General features: G+C 62.6%; 17 protein-coding genes. 12 read left to right on the forward strand and 5 right to left on the reverse strand.

The features are described 5' to 3' along the window. The first annotated feature begins 101 nt into the window (after positions 1-101). The 3 genes from AC3WUT_RS14970 to AC3WUT_RS14980 all read left to right on the forward strand — a co-directional run bounded on the left by AC3WUT_RS14970 (position 102) and on the right by AC3WUT_RS14980 (position 6,052). Positions 102-404, forward strand: a complete 303-nt coding sequence (locus AC3WUT_RS14970) for an H-NS histone family protein (RefSeq protein ID WP_019574726.1) — start codon at positions 102-104, stop codon at positions 402-404. 843 nt (positions 405-1,247) lie between these two features. Next, a complete protein-coding gene (locus AC3WUT_RS14975) occupies positions 1,248-4,841 on the forward strand; it encodes a bifunctional diguanylate cyclase/phosphodiesterase (protein ID WP_492347878.1) in 3,594 nt (1,197 codons plus the stop codon). Beyond that, a complete protein-coding gene (locus AC3WUT_RS14980) occupies positions 4,838-6,052 on the forward strand; it encodes an FAD-dependent monooxygenase (RefSeq protein WP_492347879.1) in 1,215 nt (404 codons plus the stop codon). Before AC3WUT_RS14975 ends, AC3WUT_RS14980 begins: the two co-directional genes overlap by 4 nt. A gap of 11 nt (positions 6,053-6,063) precedes the next feature. Here the strand turns inward: AC3WUT_RS14980 and AC3WUT_RS14985 are convergent, their stop codons facing one another. Beyond that, on the reverse strand, positions 6,064-6,519 hold the full coding sequence (locus tag AC3WUT_RS14985) for an NINE protein (protein ID WP_492347880.1): 456 nt from the start codon (positions 6,517-6,519) through the stop codon (positions 6,064-6,066). 9 nt (positions 6,520-6,528) lie between these two features. Then, positions 6,529-7,050 (reverse strand): GNAT family N-acetyltransferase, encoded by a 522-nt coding sequence (locus AC3WUT_RS14990; RefSeq protein ID WP_492347881.1) that lies wholly within the window; start codon positions 7,048-7,050, stop codon positions 6,529-6,531. Between the two features lie 119 nt (positions 7,051-7,169). On the opposite strand from AC3WUT_RS14990, the gene rpsP reads away from it, so the two are divergent. The 7 genes from rpsP (at position 7,170) to hisC (ending at position 12,554) form a co-directional block, all read left to right on the forward strand. After that, on the forward strand, positions 7,170-7,421 hold the full coding sequence (gene rpsP / locus AC3WUT_RS14995; RefSeq protein WP_019574721.1) for a 30S ribosomal protein S16: 252 nt from the start codon (positions 7,170-7,172) through the stop codon (positions 7,419-7,421). A 121-nt stretch (positions 7,422-7,542) separates the two neighbouring features. Next, positions 7,543-8,115: a ribosome maturation factor RimM gene (gene rimM / locus AC3WUT_RS15000; RefSeq protein WP_492347882.1), complete on the forward strand. Its 573-nt coding sequence runs from the start codon at positions 7,543-7,545 to the stop codon at positions 8,113-8,115. Between the two features lie 19 nt (positions 8,116-8,134). Then, positions 8,135-8,914 carry a tRNA (guanosine(37)-N1)-methyltransferase TrmD gene (gene trmD / locus AC3WUT_RS15005; RefSeq protein WP_492347883.1) on the forward strand — a complete coding sequence of 260 codons (780 nt, stop codon included), beginning with the start codon at positions 8,135-8,137 and terminating at the stop codon, positions 8,912-8,914. Positions 8,915-9,125: 211 nt separating this feature from the next. After that, positions 9,126-9,509 carry a 50S ribosomal protein L19 gene (gene rplS, locus AC3WUT_RS15010; RefSeq protein ID WP_492347884.1) on the forward strand — a complete coding sequence of 128 codons (384 nt, stop codon included), beginning with the start codon at positions 9,126-9,128 and terminating at the stop codon, positions 9,507-9,509. A gap of 115 nt (positions 9,510-9,624) precedes the next feature. Beyond that, the gene (locus tag AC3WUT_RS15015) at positions 9,625-10,329 is read left to right on the forward strand and encodes a CoA pyrophosphatase (protein ID WP_492347885.1); all 705 of its coding nucleotides are present in this window, start codon (positions 9,625-9,627) and stop codon (positions 10,327-10,329) included. A 45-nt stretch (positions 10,330-10,374) separates the two neighbouring features. Further along, complete coding sequence (locus AC3WUT_RS15020) at positions 10,375-11,370, forward strand: CobD/CbiB family protein (protein ID WP_492347886.1); 996 nt, start codon at positions 10,375-10,377, stop codon at positions 11,368-11,370. 104 nt (positions 11,371-11,474) lie between these two features. Then, complete coding sequence (hisC, locus tag AC3WUT_RS15025) at positions 11,475-12,554, forward strand: histidinol-phosphate transaminase (protein ID WP_492347887.1); 1,080 nt, start codon at positions 11,475-11,477, stop codon at positions 12,552-12,554. Positions 12,555-12,578: 24 nt separating this feature from the next. Here the strand turns inward: hisC and rsgA are convergent, their stop codons facing one another. From rsgA to AC3WUT_RS15040, 3 genes are read right to left on the reverse strand one after another with little or no spacing between them, the layout of a single operon-like run. Beyond that, the gene (gene rsgA, locus AC3WUT_RS15030) at positions 12,579-13,547 is read right to left on the reverse strand and encodes a ribosome small subunit-dependent GTPase A (RefSeq protein ID WP_492347888.1); all 969 of its coding nucleotides are present in this window, start codon (positions 13,545-13,547) and stop codon (positions 12,579-12,581) included. Further along, positions 13,504-13,863: a 4a-hydroxytetrahydrobiopterin dehydratase gene (locus tag AC3WUT_RS15035; protein ID WP_492347889.1), complete on the reverse strand. Its 360-nt coding sequence runs from the start codon at positions 13,861-13,863 to the stop codon at positions 13,504-13,506. The genes rsgA and AC3WUT_RS15035 overlap by 44 nt, the downstream gene beginning before the upstream one ends. 34 nt (positions 13,864-13,897) lie before the next feature. Continuing rightward, positions 13,898-15,175, reverse strand: coding sequence for a M48 family metallopeptidase (locus tag AC3WUT_RS15040; RefSeq protein ID WP_492347890.1), 1,278 nt, complete (start codon positions 15,173-15,175; stop codon positions 13,898-13,900). Positions 15,176-15,211: 36 nt separating this feature from the next. On the opposite strand from AC3WUT_RS15040, the gene orn reads away from it, so the two are divergent. Further along, positions 15,212-15,778: an oligoribonuclease gene (orn, locus tag AC3WUT_RS15045; protein ID WP_492347891.1), complete on the forward strand. Its 567-nt coding sequence runs from the start codon at positions 15,212-15,214 to the stop codon at positions 15,776-15,778. Between the two features lie 351 nt (positions 15,779-16,129). Beyond that, positions 16,130-18,007, forward strand: a complete 1,878-nt coding sequence (locus AC3WUT_RS15050; RefSeq protein WP_492347892.1) for a DEAD/DEAH box helicase — start codon at positions 16,130-16,132, stop codon at positions 18,005-18,007. The last annotated feature ends 161 nt before the right edge of the window (positions 18,008-18,168 follow it).

An 18,168-nucleotide genomic window follows, 5' to 3' on the forward strand; every position in this document is an offset into this window, starting at 1 on the left:
GAAGATAATCCTCAAATTGCAGAAGGGCTCAGCCCTGATCTTTGTACGGCTTGAATTTATTTCTATAATGGGGTTTTAAACACGAATGGGTTGATCAAATCATGAGCACCACTTACAAGGATCTACTGAAGCAACGCGAAGCCCTTGAGCAGCAAATTCAAGAAGCCCGCAAGCGTGAAACCGCTGACGCGGTGGCGCAAGTGCGTACTTTGGTGGCTGATTTTGGTCTGACGGCCGAAGATATTTTCCAGGCACCGCGCGCCCGCAGCAGTTCTGCTGCCAAGGGTGGCAAAGTGGCTGCCAAATACCGCAATCCCGCCACAGGCGAAACCTGGACTGGCCGCGGCAAGGCCCCTAAGTGGATTCAAGATCAGGACCGTGCTCAATTTCTGATTGCCGCGTGATCCCCTGATGATTGATTGAATCCCGTTCTGCGCTTCAGGCGCATGACAACAAAAAGCCCGTGCAGAAACACTTCTGCACGGGCTTTTTGTTGTCTCGTTGGTCAAGAACATTGGGGTTCTCGCGCGTGGTAGCCGAACTTGTGTCTAAATGTGTTTGAGACCCTGCCTTCCGGTGGGCTCATGGATCGGCGGGTTTGATGATGTGAATTGATATAGTGAAAATCATGTGTTTTTGATTTTCATTTTGGGTGCGTGAAGGTATTTGAGATTGGCGTGTTGGCTATCTCCTTGAATTGTCAGTGTCGGCAGAGCGCTTTGTCATTCAAGCAAGGTGCGCCGCAAGGCGGACCCCATATCCGGCCGCAGCGTTGCGCGGATGAAATGAACGGCTGAACCCGTCTGTTCGGCTGGTGCTCAGGATTTCGTCATCCGCAGGAAGACCGGTGCTTTTTGGGAGCGCCATGCCCTGCCGCCTCGATTTTTCCATGGCGGTTCTCCGTTCGTTTTCGCATCGTCGCTGACAAGTCCTTCATGCACCGAACCGGGGCAGGCGGTGCGGCCTCGGCCCGGGATGGGCCTGCCGTGTCATCGGTCATGGGGTGAGTCCAATGATCAGACCTTGCTGCGGGCTGACGAAGACCGTTCTCTAGCAGCCGACCGACGGGATTGAGGTATTTAGGCCGCAATGCTCCACATTCTTATTGTCGATCGGTCGTTTTTGCCTGATAAAGGATGTAACGAAATCGATAGGCTGTCAGCATGAAGGACCAAGACGCCAGTCTTCAGGCGCGAAAAATAACGACCCGACTGGGGATGGCTGCCGGGGTGCTTCTTTCATTGTTGATGTTGTCACCCCCGGTGCGGCTGTTTGAGCGGGGTGAGGGTTTGTGGCTGGGTTTGCACCTTCTGCTGGAGTTGTCGGCCGTGGTGGTGGCCTCTTTGGTGGTGGCCGTGTCCTGGTACTCGCTGGACCGGGTGCAGCGGAGGCAGTCCAATGCCCTGATTTTCGGCTTCACGGTGACGGCTGTCTGCGATTTGTTGCACGCGCTGTCCTACGCCGGGATGCCGCCTTTGTTGTCCACATCGAGTACCTCCAAGGCAATTTACTTCTGGTTGGCCGCTCGGATTTTCGAAACCCTGGCGTTGACGCTGCTGGCGATCAACCTTCGCCTGCCGGGTGCGGCCGGACGCTGGTTCGGAGCCGCCGTGGCGGTTTCGCTGGGCTTGTTCGGGCTGTTCACCTGGCCGCCAGCGGGTTTGCCTGCGGTCTATGTGCCGGAATACGGCCTGACGACATTCAAGGTGTTTGTCGAATACCTGCTGTGTCTGGTCAACCTGGCGATTGCGGTCACTTTCTGGGGCTCGGCACAGCGCACCGGCCGATCGCGTGGGTATTGGCTGGCGGGGGCCTGTTTCGTGATGGCCTTGGGCGAGGTCGTGTTTGCCAGCTACCACGCGCCAGAAGATTCACTCAATGTGCTGGGGCATGTCTTCAAGGTGCTGGCGGATTGGCTTATCTTCCGGGCCGTGTTTGGCATCAACATTCGCCAGCCCTATGAACTGGTGAGGCGGACCGAGGCCTCGTTGCGTGATCGGGAGGCCCAACTGGCCGCCCTGGCCAGGAATATTCCCAACGGACTGCTTTTTCAGGCCGAACGTGACCTGCAGGGCCACAACAGATTTGTGTATGTGAGCGATGCGGTGCAGCGTGTGGGCGGCATGAACATGGCCGATGTTGTGCGCGATCCGATGTTGTTGTACGGGCGCCTGCTACCCGAGGACCTGGACTTGCTACGCGCGGCAGAGGCCGAATCAGCGCGTTCGATGTCCGTGTTGGATGTGGTGGTGCGCATGCCTGGCAAAAATGGGGTCATGCGGTGGCTGCGTGTCTGCTCGGCGCCCAGGCCTTTGGACGATGGTCGCGTCATGTGGGACGGGCTGGTGTTGGACATCACCCGTGAAAAGTTGGACGAGCAATTGCAACGCAGCAATGAAGCCGTCTTGCGCACCATGGTCGACAACATGCCATTTGAGGCCTGGGTGCGGGACGAGCAGGAACGCCTCGTGCTCGAGAACCCGGCACGGGTGGCCCATTTCGGCACCCAACTGGGCCTGACACCGGCTCAGTGCACCGACCAGGTGGAAGAGCAGGCACGCTGGGCACGCTACAACGCCCGAGCCTGGCAAGGCGAAGTGATCGAATACGAGATGGACACCCCGGTGCAGGGCCGGATGCGCTCGTTCCTGTGCATCGTGGCGCCTCTTTGGCAGGGCGAATCGGTGCGGGGACTGGTGGGCTTCAACATTGATGTCACCCCCCGCAAAGAGGCTGAGCGACGGGCCCATGAGAAGGATGCGCAACTGGCCAGCATTCTCATGCAGATGCCCGGTGGGGTGTCGCGGCTGGATCGCGACCTCAGGTTTCAGTTTGTCAACCAGGCCCACGCCTCCTGGTTCGGTCATTCGGTCGAGGCCATGCGCGGGCAGCCCTTGTCGGCCATCGTTTCACCGGACCGGCTGCAGCGCATGCTGCCCTTTGTGGAGCGTACCTTGGCCGGGGAGCTGGTCGTTTTCGAGAACCGGGTGGAACTGCCCTCGGGGCAGGTGCGCTACCGCCACACCACATTGGCGCCCGAGCGTGGGGCGGACGGCGCGATCGTCGGCTTCATTGCCTTTGCCATCGACACCACCGAACGCAAGACCATGGAACTGGCCCTGGAGCAGAACCAGACCCGCCTGCGAGCCCTGGTCAATGCACTGCCTGACATGGTGTTCCTGAAGGACATCGAAGGCCGTTACCAATATTGCAATCCGGTTTTCGAGCGATTTGCCGGGCACGGCGAGGCCGCCATCATGGGGTGCACCGACGAGCAACTGTTCTCGGTGGAGGCCGCCCGGCATTACCGTGCCCGGGACCTGGAAATGCTGAAATTGAAGCAGGCGATGATCTACGAAGAGGACATGGTGTTCTCGGATGGTCACCATGGCTTGTTCGAAACCATCAAGACACCCATTCGGGACAATGAAGGCCAAATCACGGGCATTCTGGGGGTGGCGCGTGACATCACGGATCGCAAGCGAGCCGAGCGCGAAATCGAGCGCCTGGCTTTCTACGATGCACTGACCGAACTGCCCAATCGTCGCCTGCTGATCGATCGCCTGCATCAAGCCTGCCTGTCCAGCGAGCGCATGGGGCATCACGGGGCCCTGTTGTTCCTGGACCTGGACAACTTCAAGGATCTGAACGACACCTTGGGCCACGCCAAGGGCGATCAACTGCTGGTGCAGGTCGGGCGCCGGCTCGTCAAGTGCGTGCGGCAGTGCGATACGGTCGCGCGCTTCGGAGGCGACGAGTTTGTGTTGATGCTGGAAGACCTGGCCCATGACCGGGCTGCGGCCGCGGAGCAGACCGAACGTGTGGCTGAAAAGCTGCTGGCCAGCATGAACAAGCCTTTTGACCTCAACGGCCTGGAGTACTACAGCACACCCAGCATCGGCATCACTCTGTTCCAGGGCGACGAAACCCCGATTGATGAGTTGCTCAAGCGTGCCGACCTGGCCATGTATCAGGCCAAGGCGAACGGGCGCAACACGCTGCGCTTCTTTGACCCGCAGATGCAGGCCGCCGTCACCGCACGTTCGGTGCTGGAGGGCGACCTGCGGCAGGGCCTGCTGCGCCATGAACTGCTGCTGTACTACCAACCCGTGGTGGACGACGCGCGTCGCATCACCGGTGCCGAGGCCTTGGTGCGCTGGGCGCATCCGCAGCGCGGCATGGTCTCGCCGGGGGAATTCATCCCCTTGGCCGAGCAGACGGGACTGATCCTGCCCCTGGGTCTGTGGGTGCTCGACCAGGCCTGTGCCCAGCTCGTGAGGTGGTCAGAGCAGGAGGCCACGCGTGACCTGACCATTTCTGTCAATGTGAGCGCCCGGCAATTCAGGCACCCTGATTTCGTGTCCTGGGTACGCCAGAGCCTGTCGCGCTCCGGGGCTCGGGCGCGATGTCTGCAACTGGAGTTGACGGAGAGCCTTCTGCTCACCGATGTGGAGGACATGATTGCCAAGATGACCGAATTGCGCATGGAAGGCGTGCGCTTTTCGTTGGACGACTTTGGCACCGGGTACTCCAGCCTGAGCTATCTGAAGCGTCTGCCGCTGGATCAGTTGAAAATCGATCAGTCCTTTGTGCGTGATGTCCTGGTTGATCCCAACGACGCCGCCATCGTCCGCACCATTCTGGCTTTGGCCGGCAGCCTGGACCTGGCCGTGGTGGCCGAAGGGGTCGAGACGCTGGGACAGCTCGAATTTTTGTTTCAAAGTGGGTGCCGAGCCTTTCAGGGCTACCTCTTCGGGCGGCCGTCGCCAGTCGATGTGCTTGAGCGAGCGCAAGGCTTGGTCGAAAACGAGCGCCAGGAGCGCGGCACAATCCTCGGATGAGTCAGCAGATCGAAGTTTTGGTGGCCGGTGGTGGGATTGGCGGCTTGGCCGCCGCCCTGGCCTGTGCGCAAGCCGGTTGGGTGGTGCGCCTGTTTGAGCGCGCCCCTGTTTTCAGCGAGGTGGGGGCAGGGATCCAGATCAGCCCGAACGTGGTCCGTGTGCTCCATCACTGGGGGCTGGAGGCCGCGCTCAAAGAGGTGGCTGCCTTTCCGGATCGGCTGCAGGTGCGGTCTGCGTTGTCTGGGGCCGTGCTGGGCGGGCTGGCGTTGCGTGGCCGCGCCGAGGCGCGCTACGGCGCACCCTATGCCACCATCCACCGCGCCGACCTGCACCACGTGCTGTTGGAGGCCGTCCGTGCCCATGGGCAGGTGGCGCTGCACCAGGCCTCGTCCGTACTGGGCGTGCATGGGGCGGCCGCTGGGGAGGGGGTGTCACTGGAGCTGGAGGGTCGAAAGCGCATTGAAGGTGATGTATTGGTCGGTGCCGACGGCCTGTGGAGCCAGGTGCGGCGTGAGGTGTGGGGCGACAGTCAGCCGCGTGCCACCGGCCATCTGGCCTTTCGTGCCATGTTGCCGCAATCGTCTTTGCCTGCGGCCTTGAGAACCCAATCTGTCACGGCCTGGCTGGGGCCGCGTCTGCATGTGGTGGCCTACCCGGTGCGGGGGGGCGACTGGCAGAACGTGGTGGCCATCGTGCACGGCGAGGTCGAGGGCGATCTCAGCCATTGGGACCACAGCACCAATGCGCAGCAGTTGCAAATCGCCATGGCCGGGACCTGCGCGGGCTTGCAGGCGCTGATCGGAGCCGTGCCTGAATGGCGCCTCTGGGCCTTGTGCGACCGGCCGCCCGTGGCGGGCGCCGACCAGATGGCTCGCGGGCGTGTGGCCCTGCTGGGCGATGCAGCGCACCCCATGCGCCCCTACCTCGCCCAGGGCGCAGGCATGGCCATCGAGGATGCCCACGCCTTGGCGCAGTCCCTGGCCATGTTCGAGATCGATCTACCCACCCGGCTGCAGCGCTACGCACTGAACCGTTGGCAACGTTGCGCCCGCGTGCAGGCCCGGGCCGAGCGCAACGGGCGCATCTTCCACTCCAGTGGTTTGCTGCGTTGGGGCCGAGACCTGGGCATGCAGCTCCTGGGTGACCGGCTCCTGGATGTCCCCTGGCTCTACGGCGGCGATCCGCTCAACTCTTTGCCAGCGCGCGGCTGAGGCCCTGAGCCTCAGTCGGCAGGCTGGGAGATCTTGCGGGCTTCGTCGATCTGGTATTCAAAGTAGCGCTGAAAACTGTAGACCAGGCTGGCCATCAGCACGCCGGTGCCGATCAACAAGGCGGCTGCCAGTACCGCAACTGTGCCCCAGTGGGTGCGTCCCGGGGGCGCATCACCCGCTGCGCCGGGGTTGTAGCGGCTGTTCCATTTCTCGGGTGTCATCAGTCCATAGACGATGGCACACAGGGCACAGCCTGCGATGTTGAAACCCATCACGGGCAGCAACACCCAACTCAAGGTGTCGTCCAGGCCCAGAGCCTGCACCCGCTCAAGACCCCACAGGCCGAGCAGGGTCGGAACCCAAAGCGCCCAGCCCAGCCAGTCACCCCAACCCTTCAGGTAAAAACGATGCAAGCCCAGCGGGCCGCCCAGAAAGGCCAGCCACGCCGCGAGGGTTTTGTTTTTCATGGCCCGACTTTACTCGGGTGAACTGCGGTCGCCCTGACCGAGGCTTTTTTCCATCAGCACGATGTCGAGCCATCGATTGAACTTCCAGCCGCAGGCCTTGAGTACACCGGCCGGAGTGAAGCCGACACTGCGGTGCACGCCGATCGAACCGGCGTTGGCCGAGTCACCGATCACGGCGATCAACTTGCGCACGCCCACGGCCTCGGCCCTGGCGGCCAGTTCGGCCAGCAAGGCGCGCCCCCAGCCCTGGCCCTTGGCCTCCGGGGCCATGTAGATCGAGTCTTCTGCGGAAAAACGATAGGCGGGCCGAGGCTTGAACCAGTTGCAATACGAGAAGCCCACCACCCGGCCCTCGTGCTCCATGACCAGGTAGGGCAGGCCTTTGGCCAGCACGTCAGTGCGCCTTGCGGCCATGTCGGTTTCATTGGGCGGATCGACCTCAAAAGTACCGGTGCCATGCAGCACATGATGGGCATAGAGGGCGGTGATGGCGGGTACGTCGGCTTCGGTGCTGGGGCGGATGATCGGCATAAAAACGTGAAGGGGTTATAATCGAGAGCTATTCAGCGTGTCGCTGGCCGGGTGGCTATGTCGCGTGTCTCAACGCTGGAAGAAATTTCGGAAGAAATTCCACCACCCAAGGATAAATCATGGTCGTCATTCGACTCTCCCGCGGCGGCTCCAAGGCCCGTCCGTTCTATAACATCGTCGTCGCAGACAAGCGCGAACGTCGCGATGGCCGCTTCATTGAGCGTCTGGGTTTTTACAACCCCAGCGCCAAGGAATCGGAAGAAGGTCTGCGCATTGCGCAAGACCGTCTGACCTACTGGAAGGGCGTTGGCGCCCAGGCTTCCGACACCGTGGAACGCCTGATCAAGCAACTGGCCAAGAAGGCTGCCTGATCGCGCCACGCGTTCAATCCGCACGCTCTTCGCTTGACTGATTGAGCGCATAGACTGAGCGCATCAACAGGCCGGCAGTGTTCGCACCGCCGGCCTGAATTTTTTTGGGGCCTGCATTTTCATGTCACAGAACTTTCCCCCTCTCGAAGCCGCTGAGCTTCCGGTCGATGCCATCGAGGTGGGTCGCATTGCCGATGCCTGGGGCATCAAAGGCTGGTTCCGGGTGTTGCCTTACAGCGCCTCGCCTGAGGCCCTGTTTTCGTCCAAGCGCTGGTACCTGCAACCGGCTGAAAAAGGGGCCAAGACCTTCACAGGGACCGTGCGCCTGGTGATCAAGGAGGCCAAGGACCATTCGGACTCTGTCGTGGCCACCTCTCTTGATGTGCCTGATCGCAATGCGGCCGAAGCCCTGAAAGGTGCGCGGATTTTTGTGCCGCGCTCCAGCTTCCCGACTGCTGGCGCCGATGAGTACTACTGGGTGGACCTGCTCGGTCTGAATGTGGTGAACCGCGAAGGCCTGGCGCTGGGTGTGGTGCGCGACCTGATGCACACCGGGCCTCAGACGGTGCTGGTCATCGCCTATGAGCAAGACGGCAAGACCCTGGAGCGCATGGTGCCCTTTGTGGCGGCTTATGTGGACAAGGTGGACCTGGCGGGCCGATGCATCACCGTCGATTGGCAGCCTGATTACTGAGCCTGGCCGGCATCAACCCATGCGATTTGACGTCATCACCCTGTTCCCTGAGTTGTTCGAGCCGTTTCTGGCGGCGGGCGTGACGCGCCGGGCCTATGCCTCAGGCCAGGTGAGCGTTCGTCTCTGGAATCCGCGCGATTTTGCCCAAGGCAACTACCGGCGCGTGGATGACCGGCCTTTTGGTGGCGGCCCAGGCATGGTCATGATGATCGAACCTCTGGAGCGTTGCCTGCAGGCCCTCCGTGCCGACCGTGCCAGCCTGGCCGAGGATGAGCGGGCGCCGGTGGTGCTGTTTTCGCCCATCGGGCGGGTGCTCAACCATCCTGGCGTTGAGCGGTGGGCGCAAGGTCCAGGTGCGATCTTGCTGTGCGGTCGTTACGAGGGCATCGATCAGCGCTTCATTGATGCCCATGTCGATGCGCAGATCAGCCTGGGTGATTTCGTGCTGTCGGGGGGCGAGATTGCTGCCATGGCCCTGATCGATGCCGTCACACGTCTGCAGCCCGGTGTGCTCAATGACGAGGGCAGCCACCAATTCGACAGCTTCAATCCGGCCCTCGATGGGCTGCTGGACTGTCCGCACTACACCCGGCCCGAAGTCTGGCAGCCCGGTGAGGGCGCCGCGCCGGTTCCTGTGCCTGAGGTGCTGCTGTCGGGGCACCATGCCCACATCGAGCGATGGCGTCGGGACGAGCGCCTTCGCATCACGGCGCAACACCGGCCTGAACTGATCGTGGCGGCGCGTGAATCCGGTCTGCTGAGTGCCAAGGATGAGGCCGCCTTGGCCAGAAATTCCTGATTGGTTATAATCAAAGGCTTTTCGATCCTCTGGCCGGCCGCTTGATCCGTCATTTTGCGGACAAGCCACCTTGCAAATTCTTCTGAATTGTCCCCAGGGTTGAAGCAGTGTGTCGTGCGTCAGCACGGCGTTTTGCTTCAGTCCTGTGCAGCACGGTGCACGTCATTCCGACACTGCCATCCTGGCGCGGGCAAGATCGTATGAGGTCCTCATGAATCTGATCCAAACTCTTGAGCAAGAAGAAATTGCTCGCCTGAACAAGACCATTCCCGAGTTCGCCCCTGGCGACACCGTGATCGTCAGCGTGAACGTGGTTGAAGGCACCCGCAAGCGCGTTCAGGCTTTCGAAGGCGTCGTGATCGCCAAGCGCAACCGTGGCCTCAACAGTGGCTTCATCGTGCGCAAGATCTCCAGCGGCGAAGGCGTGGAACGTACGTTCCAAACCTACAGCCCGCTGATCGCCAGCATCGAAGTCAAGCGTCGTGGTGATGTCCGCCGTGCCAAGCTGTACTACCTGCGTTCGCGCAGCGGCAAGTCGGCTCGCATCAAGGAAAAGCTGCCGTCGCGTGTCAACAAGGTGGCTGCTGCCGCCTGAGCTTGATAGCTTCTTCCGGGAAAGCCGCTGCAGCCCATGCTGTCAGCGGCTTTTTTGTTTTTGCGGCACACCATCCGGTCTGCCAGGCCATTGCTTTCACCCCAGGGGCCTTTCCTTGAGCACTGAACCCTCCGCCCTCACGCCCTTGTCGCGCCTGCCGAACTTTGACCCCCGTGCGGTGCCGGTGCTGCGCACGGATGCTGATTTGCCGGCCGTCAGTGCGGAGCGAATGCGCCCCGAGGCCATGGCCAAGCGGTTTGCCCTGCCGCCGACCTGGCAGCCCGAAGTGACGATGGAGCGCCGCTTCGCCAATCGGCAACCCGCCCAGGCTTCGGTGCTGGTGCCCATCGTGCTGCGTGACGAGCCTACGGTGCTGCTCACCCAGCGCACTGAGCATCTGTCGACGCACTCCGGCCAGGTCGCGTTTCCAGGGGGGCGCATGGACGACACCGATGCCTCGCCTGCGGCCACGGCCTTGCGCGAAGCCCAGGAAGAGGTGGGGCTGGCGCCAGAGCACGTTCAGGTGCTGGGCAGCCTGCCCATTTACACCACCGGCACGGCTTACATCGTCACCCCGGTGGTGGGCTTGGTCAGTCCGGGTTTCAGCCTGCAGCTCAACCCTGACGAGGTGGCCTCGGCCTTTGAGGTGCCGCTGGCCTTTCTGATGAACCCTGCGAACCACCGGCGCCATGCCTATGAGGCCGAAGGGGTGCGGCGCGAATGGTTTTCGATGCCGTGGATGGACGGTGAGCAGGAGCGTTTCATCTGGGGTGCCACGGCCGGCATGTTGCGCAATTTCTACCGATTTCTGGTCGCCTGAGGGCTGCGACGCTGAAGCGGCAAGAGCCCCCGGTATCATCGCGACATGAGTTTTTTCGCCATTCTTTTGGCTTTGTTGATCGAGCAGGCCCGGCCGTTGGGGCGCAGCAATCCGATTCATGCGGGATTGCGGGCCTGGGCGCGCACGGCCAGCCGCAATTTTGATGCCGGCAAACCTCAGCATGGTTGGATCACCTGGGGCCTCGCTGTGCTGTTTCCGGCGCTGATGGCGCTGGCCATCCACTGGTTGCTGTGGGTGTTTGTGGGCTGGCCAGTGGCCATGCTCTGGAACGTGGCTGTGCTGTACGTCACCCTGGGATTCCGGCAGTTCAGCCACCATTTCACCGACATCCGCGATGCCCTTGAAGATGGGGACGAGGCGCGAGCCCGTGAGCTGTTGGCCCAGTGGCAGCAGGTGGATGCCAGCGAGTTGCCGCGCAGTGAGATCGTGCGCCATGTGATCGAGTACTCGGTGCTGGCGGCCCACCGGCACGTGTTTGGCGTGCTGGCCTGGTACTCCGTGCTCGCGGCGGTCGGCCTGGGGCCCGCAGGGGCGGTGATCTACCGCTTGTCCGAGTTTGTGTCGCGTTATTGGCGTTACCGCAATCGCGTGGGGCAGCAGGCAGTGAGCGATGCCCTTCAACGTGCTGCCGCCCAGTCCTGGACTGTGATCGATTGGCTGCCCGCGCGCCTGACGGCGCTGGTCTTCGCGGTGGTTGGTAACTTCGAGGAGGCCATCGATGGCTGGCGCTACCATGCCCAGCGGTTTCCCAATGACAACGACGGTGTGGTGCTGGCCGCGACGGCAGGGGCGATCAATGTGCGTCTGGGTGGCGAGGCCTTGAAAGTCACCGCCTTGCCTTCTCAACTGCCCGAATTTTCGGCAGGCGAGGCCGATGCCGAGTCGGCAGACAGCGACAGCACGCCGGGCCGAGAGCCGGAGGTCGCTCACCTGGCCCAGATCGTGGGCTTGGTGTGGCGCTCTGTCGTGGTGTGGATGGTTTTGTTGGCCCTGCTGACGCTGGCCCGTCTGCTGGGTTGATCACAGCTGTCAGGACGCTGCGCCTGACAGCCCCGGGCCCGTCCAAGGCCCCGTCTTGATTCTGCCCTGCACCCTGGGGCCCTCATGCAAGCGAGAGATCCGTCATGAATCCAAGTTTCTGGAGCCCCCTGGTGGGCACGCTCAAGCCCTATGTGCCCGGTGAGCAGCCGCGCATGGCCGGCCTGGTCAAGCTCAACACCAACGAGAACCCTTACCCGCCATCGCCTCGGGTGCTGGCCGCGATCCATGCCGCTACCCTTGCGGGCCTGGAGCGCTACCCTGATCCGGAGTCCCTCGAATTGCGTCGCACCATCGCGGCCCACCATGGTTTGCAGTGGGGTGAGGTGTTCGTGGGCAACGGGTCGGATGAGGTCTTGGCCCACGCCTTCCAGGCCTTTTTCCAGCACGGTGGCGTCCCGCTGCTGATGCCGGACATCACCTACAGCTTCTACAGTGTTTATTGCGATCTGTATGGCATCCCTGCGCTGAAAATCCCTTTGCGTGAAGGACTTCGGCTGGAGGTTGCTGATCTGGTCGCGCCTGCGGGTTCCGTGGCCGCAGGTGTGGTGGTGGCCAATCCCAATGCCCCTACCGGTATCGGCTTGCCCTTGGCTGAGATCCAGTGCCTGCTGCGCCAGCACCCCGACAAGGTGGTGCTGGTGGACGAGGCCTATGTTGACTTTGGCGGCCAGAGCGCGGTGTCCTTGATTGAGCAGCACCCGAACCTGCTGGTGGTGCACACGCTGTCCAAGTCCCGCTCGCTGGCGGGATTGCGGGTGGGGGTGGCGATGGGGCAGCGCCACCTGATCGACGCCCTGGAGCGGGTCAAGAACAGCTTCAACTCCTACCCCCTAGACAAGCTGGCCCAAGCGGGCGCGCAGGCGGCCTACGAGGATCAAGCCTATTTTGACAAGACGCGCCAAGCGGTGATGCACAGCCGCGAAGGCCTGGCCCTGCAGCTTGAGGATCTGGGTTTCGAGGTTCTGCCCTCGCAGACCAATTTTCTGTTCGCTCGCCACCCGGCATGTGATGCGGGCTTGCTGGCTGCCGGGCTGCGTGAGCGCGCGGTGCTGGTGCGGCACTTCCGTTTGCCGCGCATTGACCAGTACCTGCGCATCACGGTGGGTACGCCGGACCAGTGCCATGCCCTGGTCGAGGCCTTGCGGCCCCTCTTGCCCGCTTGAGCGGGTGGCGAGGCCGTCAAGGCTTCAATAGCGGCTTTGACTCAGTTCCGCGAACAGGTCGGCATAGATGCGGTAGCGTTGTTCGCTGATGGCGTCCGACCGGTCTTCGGCGCTCACTGCGGCCATCACGCCGCAGCCTGGCTCGTGCAAGTGGGTGCAGTTGTAGAACTTGCAGTTCGCCACATGGGGCTTGAGGTCGGGCATGTAAGCCGCCAATTGGGCCGGGTCGATGTGATGCAGTCCGAACTCCTGGAAGCCGGGGGAATCGATCAGGCCGGTCTGGCGCTCTGCGTCCACCCAGTACCACGAAGTGCTGGTGGTCGTGTGCTTGCCTGAGTTCAGGGCCTGCGAAATCTCCTGGGTCTCGGCCAGAGCCCCAGGCACCAGCAGGTTGATCAGCGTGCTTTTGCCGGAGCCCGAGGGCCCCAGCACCAGGGTGTTCTTGTGGCTCAGAAGCCGCAAAAGGTGCTCGCGATCGACTTCTCCCGACTGTTTGAGCGACAAGGGCAGAACACCGTAATGCATGTGCCGGTAGGGGGCCAGTCGGGCCCAGGCGCGGGCAAAGGGCTCGACGAGATCGCTCTTGTTAAGACCGATGATCGGCGTGATGTGTTCGGCTTCGGCCGCGATCAGGGCGCGCGAAAGCTGGTGGGCCGAGAACTCGGGCTCGGCCGCCACCAGGATCAGCACCTGATCGAGGTTGGCGGCAAAGGACTTGGTGCGGATTTCGTCTTGCCGGTAGAACAGGTTCTTGCGGGGCAGCACCTTCTCGATGGTGCCTTCCTCGCCTTGGCCCGGCGTGGCCGACAGCCAGCTCACCCGGTCACCCACCACTGCCTGACTCTTCTTGCCGCGAGGGTGGCAGATCCGCCGCACGCCATCTGAACTTTCGACGACGCAGTGGCGCCCGTGGCTGGCGACCACCAGGCCTTCGTGCAAGGTGCGGCGATCACTCACGGGGGCTGCCTTCGGGGTCGGTGTTGAGCAGTCCATCCACCTGGGTGGCGGCATCGAAGTCGCGCTCGGACAGGCCCTTCACATCATGGGTGTTGAAGCGCACCACGCAGCTGTGCGGCCGCACCGTCATTTCCGGGTGATGATCGCGTCGACGAGCAACGAAGGCCACTGCATTGACGAAGGCCATGGTGTCCGCGTAGCTGTCGAATTCAAAGGCCTTCTCGATGCAGACGTCGGCGCCATCGCCGTTGAGTCGCCAGCCTGGGTGGCGCGCCAGTCGGGTCACGATCTCGGTCGGGCTCAGGGCGCGCATGGTGCGCTCGGGCTTCGCGGGGGATTGCGGGGCGTTCATGGTGAGATGCGTGTGGGCCAAAGACAAAACCGTTTCAAGTGCCCAGGCGAACCAGCCGTTCGGAGGCCGGGGGATGGGAGTAGTAAAAATTGGCAAACACCGGGTCCGGCGTCAGCGTGGAGGCATTGTCCTCGTAAAGCTTGAGCAGGGCGCTGGCCAGGGCCTGCCCATCGGTCTGGGCCACCGCGTAGGCATCGGCCTCGAACTCGTGGCGTCGCGACATGCGTGCCATCAGGGGCGACACAAAAAAGCTGAACACCGGCACCACCAGCATGAACAGCAGCAAAGCCAGGGCGTCATTGGCGCCTGTCAGCGAGGGCTGCACCCCCAGCCCGGCAAAGAACCACACCTGCCCACTGACCCAGCCCAGCAAGGCAAAGCCAGCCAGGCTGAACGCAAACACGCCAAGCAAGCGCTTCAGGATGTGCTTGTGCTTGAAGTGCCCCAGTTCATGGGCCAGCACGGCATCCACTTCGGCGGGTGAGAGCTTGCTGAGCAGGGTGTCGAAAAACACCACCCGCTTGGCTGCGCCAAAGCCCGTGAAATAGGCATTGCCATGGGCGCTGCGCCGGCTGCCATCCATCACGAAAAGACCTTTGGCCGAGAAGCCGCAGCGTTGCATCAGGGCCGTCACCCGCGACTTGAGCGTCTCATCTTCCAGTGGTTGGAACTTGTTGAACAGCGGTGCAATGAAGGTCGGGAAGATCACCATCATCAGCAGGCTGAAGGCCATCCAGGTGCTCCAGGCCCAAAGCCACCAGAAGCGCCCGGTGCTGCCCATCAGCCAAAGGATCAGGCTGGCCAGCGGCAGGCCGATCAGCGCACCGAGCAGGCTGGATTTCACAAGATCACCCAGCCACAGGCGCCAGGTGATCTTGTTGAAACCGAAGCGCTCTTCGATCACAAAGGTCTGGTAAAGCGAAAACGGCAGGTCCAGCAGCCCGCCGATGAGCACGAAGCTGCCCAGCAAGGCCATCTGTTGCACCATGCCCGCGCCCAGCCAGCCAAGCAGGGCCTGGTTCAGGGCGTCCAGGCCGCCCAGCAGCGTCCAGGCCATCAGCGTGGCCGTGCTCCAGGCCAGCTCCAGCATGCCCAGCTGACTTTTGGCAATGGTGTAGTCGGCCGCCTTCTGATGCGCGGCCAGGGAGATGCTCTGCGAGAAAGGCGTCGGCACGTTGGCGCGGTGCCGGGCCACATGGCGGATCTGGCGCGACGAAAGCCAAAGGCGCAGCAACACGCTGGCCACCAGGGCCAGTGCAAAAACGCTGGTGAGCAACAGCGCAGGGTTCAGGGTGGAAGAGGCTTCAGGCATGGTGGCGGAGTTTAGGTCATCAGCGACAATCGGCCCATGTCAGAAACCATATCTCCCCTGAGCAAATCCGACCTCAACCTGGTGTGGCTGGATTGCGAAATGACCGGACTGGACCCCGAGGTAGACCGCTTGATCGAGATCGCCGTGGTCGTGACCGGACCGAACCTGGAGCCCCGCGTCGAGGGGCCTGTTTTTGTGATTCACCAGAGCGATGCGCAACTGGACAAGATGGATGCCTGGAACAAGGGCACCCACGGCCGCAGCGGCCTGATCGACAAGGTCAAGGCATCCACCACCACCGAGGCCGAGGCCGAAGCGGGCTTGATCGAGTTCATCCGCCAGTACGTGCCCAAGGGCAAGGCCCCCATGTGTGGCAACTCCATCGGGCAGGACAGGCGCTTTCTGGTCAAGTACATGCCCAAGCTGGAGGCGTTCTTTCACTACCGAAACCTGGACGTCAGCACGCTCAAGGAGCTTTCCAGGCGCTGGAAGCCCGAGGTCTATGCCAGCTTCAAGAAGGCGCAGAAGCACACGGCCTTGGCGGATGTGCATGAATCGATCGACGAGCTGGCACATTACCGTCAGCACTTCCTCAAGTCATAAATTCGCTGGTTCCGCCATCACCGGCGGCGCATGACGGTCATTTTTGGTCTTTCTCTTGCGGGAAAACCCTGAACCTGTCACAATCGCAGGCTGCACTCGGAAACGGGTGCTTCTTGTGCATCTCCCTTCACTCCCGGGCTTGCGGCTGTGGACGGTGACCCAGAGCTTTCCAGAAAAGCAGGTCTCGTCCGGATCGATGAATGTCGGTCTTCCAGATTCGCTGAAACGCCCACCCGCACCATCGTCTCCCAGACACCAGATGGTTCAGGCTTCGTTTGATGGTTGATGTTGTTTAACCATTGACGAAGCGTCCGCTGGCTACGCCGGCGGCGCATTTCGTGTGAGAAAACCATGACCGACACTCTTGCAGTGCAGGGCGACATCGCGCCTGCCGAATCCTTTGTTTCCACCGCCGCCGTGGTGGCCCAAGTTGCCGCCCAGGTGCTGGGTACCGAATCGGATGCTGCCAGCCAGCCCGCAGAACCCGCTCTCCCCAATGGCTTCGTGAAGCTGGGCCTGGCGCCCGAACTGGTCCAGGCTGTGGCCGACCTGGGCTACACCGAACCCACCTCCGTGCAGTTGAAGGCCATTCCTCTGGCCTTGCCCGCCGATGTGCAAGCCGGCGAAGCCGCCCGCTACATCGACTTGATGGTCTCCAGCCAGACGGGCAGCGGCAAGACCGCCGCCTTCCTGCTGCCGGTGCTGCACACGCTGATCCAGCAGCAGGCCCAGGCCGAGGCTGATGCCCGTGCCGAGTTCGACCGTGCCGTGGCTGAGGCCGCCGCCCGCGGTGAGCCCGCCCCCAAGCGCCCCAAGCGCAAAGACCCCACCAACGCCCGCAATTTCAAGGCCGCCGTTCCCGGCGCCCTGATCCTGTGCCCGACCCGCGAACTGGCGCAGCAGGTGGCCCATGACGCCATCGACCTGGTCAAGCATTGCCGTGGCCTGCGTGTTGCCAACGTGGTGGGCGGCATGCCCTACCAAGTGCAGATCGCCAAGCTGCAAAACGCCAATCTGGTGGTGGCCACGCCGGGTCGCCTGCTTGACCTGCAGCGCTCGCAGCAGATCAAGCTGGACCAGGTTCAGTTCCTGGTGGTCGACGAAGCCGACCGCATGCTCGACCTGGGTTTCTCGGACGACCTGGCTGAAATCAACCAGCTCACGATCCAGCGTCAGCAGACCATGATGTTCAGCGCCACCTTTGCGCCGCGCATTCAGCAACTGGCCGCCCGCGTGATGCGCGAGCCGCAACGCATCCAGATCGATTCCCCGCAGGAAAAGCACGCCAACATCAAGCAGGTGCTGTTCTGGGCTGACAACGCTCAGCACAAGCGCAAGATGCTCGACCATTGGCTGCGCGACACCAGCATCGACCAAGCCATTGTGTTCGCCAGCACCCAGGTGGAATGCGACGGCCTGGCCACCGACCTGCAGCAAGAAGGCTTTTCGGCTGTGGCCCTGCACGGGGCCTTGAGCCAAGGCCTGCGCAATCGCCGCCTGATGGCACTGCGCAATGGTCAGGTGCAGATCCTGGTGGCCACCGACGTGGCTGCGCGTGGCATCGACGTTCCCACCATCACCCACGTGTTCAACTTTGGCCTACCGATGAAGGCTGAAGACTACACCCACCGCATTGGCCGTACTGGCCGTGCAGGTCGCGATGGTCTGGCCATTACCTTTGCCGAGTTCCGCGATCGTCGCAAGATCTTCGACATCGAGGGTTACAGCAAGCAGACTTTCAAGGCCGAAGTCATCCCCGGCATGGAGCCGCAACAGCGCTTCGATGCGCGTCCGCGTGGCGACTTCGGTGGCCGTGGCCGTGGCAGCGAAGGCCGTGACTACGGTCCGCGTGACCGCAAGTTCGGCGGCGGTGGCCGTGGCGGTTTTGCCGGTGGCGATCGCGGCGGTTTTGGTGGCGGTGACCGTGGCGGCTTCGGCGGCGGTGACCGGGGTGGTTTCGGTGGTGGCTTTGGCGGTCAGGGCGACCGTGGCCAGCGCCCGGCCCGCGGCGAAGGTTTCCAAGGGGCTGACAGCTTCGGCGGTGGCCGTCGTGAGCCGCAGCGCGATGGCCAAGGTTACGGCCGCAAGACGGGCTTTGGTGATTTCGGCGGCGCTGCTCCCCGCGGTGATTTTGCTGCCCGCAAGCCGGGTGGCGCGCCGCGCCATGCCGGCCCCGGCCCGGCCCGGCCTTTCGTTCCGCACGATGCGCGCAAGCGTCCCGTTCGTTGAACTTGCTGTCCAGTCAAGGGCCGGTTCGGCCGCTTGACTGACACGGTTGCCGCTTTGAAAGCGCTGACACCGCAAGGTGCTGGCGCTTTTTTGCGTCTGGCGAGGGGGGCAGCAGCCACAAAACCACGGCATGGCGTGGCATGGCAAGCGACCAGCGCCTG

It is taken from the genome of Curvibacter sp. EU05-FHT14A10, from assembly GCF_058791075.1.

What these genes read in the sequence shown, in the direction of transcription:
- AC3WUT_RS14970 (WP_019574726.1), top strand. Translation starts at nt 102, where the DNA reads ATGAGCACCACTTACAAGGATCTACTGAAGCAACGCGAAGCCCTTGAG.
- AC3WUT_RS14975 (WP_492347878.1), top strand. Translation starts at nt 1,248, where the DNA reads ATGTTGTCACCCCCGGTGCGGCTGTTTGAGCGGGGTGAGGGTTTGTGG.
- AC3WUT_RS14980 (WP_492347879.1), top strand. Translation starts at nt 4,838, where the DNA reads ATGAGTCAGCAGATCGAAGTTTTGGTGGCCGGTGGTGGGATTGGCGGC.
- AC3WUT_RS14985 (WP_492347880.1), bottom strand. Translation starts at nt 6,519, where the DNA reads ATGAAAAACAAAACCCTCGCGGCGTGGCTGGCCTTTCTGGGCGGCCCG.
- AC3WUT_RS14990 (WP_492347881.1), bottom strand. Translation starts at nt 7,050, where the DNA reads ATGCCGATCATCCGCCCCAGCACCGAAGCCGACGTACCCGCCATCACC.
- rpsP (WP_019574721.1), top strand. Translation starts at nt 7,170, where the DNA reads ATGGTCGTCATTCGACTCTCCCGCGGCGGCTCCAAGGCCCGTCCGTTC.
- rimM (WP_492347882.1), top strand. Translation starts at nt 7,543, where the DNA reads ATGTCACAGAACTTTCCCCCTCTCGAAGCCGCTGAGCTTCCGGTCGAT.
- trmD (WP_492347883.1), top strand. Translation starts at nt 8,135, where the DNA reads ATGCGATTTGACGTCATCACCCTGTTCCCTGAGTTGTTCGAGCCGTTT.
- rplS (WP_492347884.1), top strand. Translation starts at nt 9,126, where the DNA reads ATGAATCTGATCCAAACTCTTGAGCAAGAAGAAATTGCTCGCCTGAAC.
- AC3WUT_RS15020 (WP_492347886.1), top strand. Translation starts at nt 10,375, where the DNA reads ATGAGTTTTTTCGCCATTCTTTTGGCTTTGTTGATCGAGCAGGCCCGG.
- hisC (WP_492347887.1), top strand. Translation starts at nt 11,475, where the DNA reads ATGAATCCAAGTTTCTGGAGCCCCCTGGTGGGCACGCTCAAGCCCTAT.
- rsgA (WP_492347888.1), bottom strand. Translation starts at nt 13,547, where the DNA reads ATGGACTGCTCAACACCGACCCCGAAGGCAGCCCCCGTGAGTGATCGC.
- AC3WUT_RS15035 (WP_492347889.1), bottom strand. Translation starts at nt 13,863, where the DNA reads ATGAACGCCCCGCAATCCCCCGCGAAGCCCGAGCGCACCATGCGCGCC.
- AC3WUT_RS15040 (WP_492347890.1), bottom strand. Translation starts at nt 15,175, where the DNA reads ATGCCTGAAGCCTCTTCCACCCTGAACCCTGCGCTGTTGCTCACCAGC.
- orn (WP_492347891.1), top strand. Translation starts at nt 15,212, where the DNA reads ATGTCAGAAACCATATCTCCCCTGAGCAAATCCGACCTCAACCTGGTG.
- AC3WUT_RS15050 (WP_492347892.1), top strand. Translation starts at nt 16,130, where the DNA reads ATGACCGACACTCTTGCAGTGCAGGGCGACATCGCGCCTGCCGAATCC.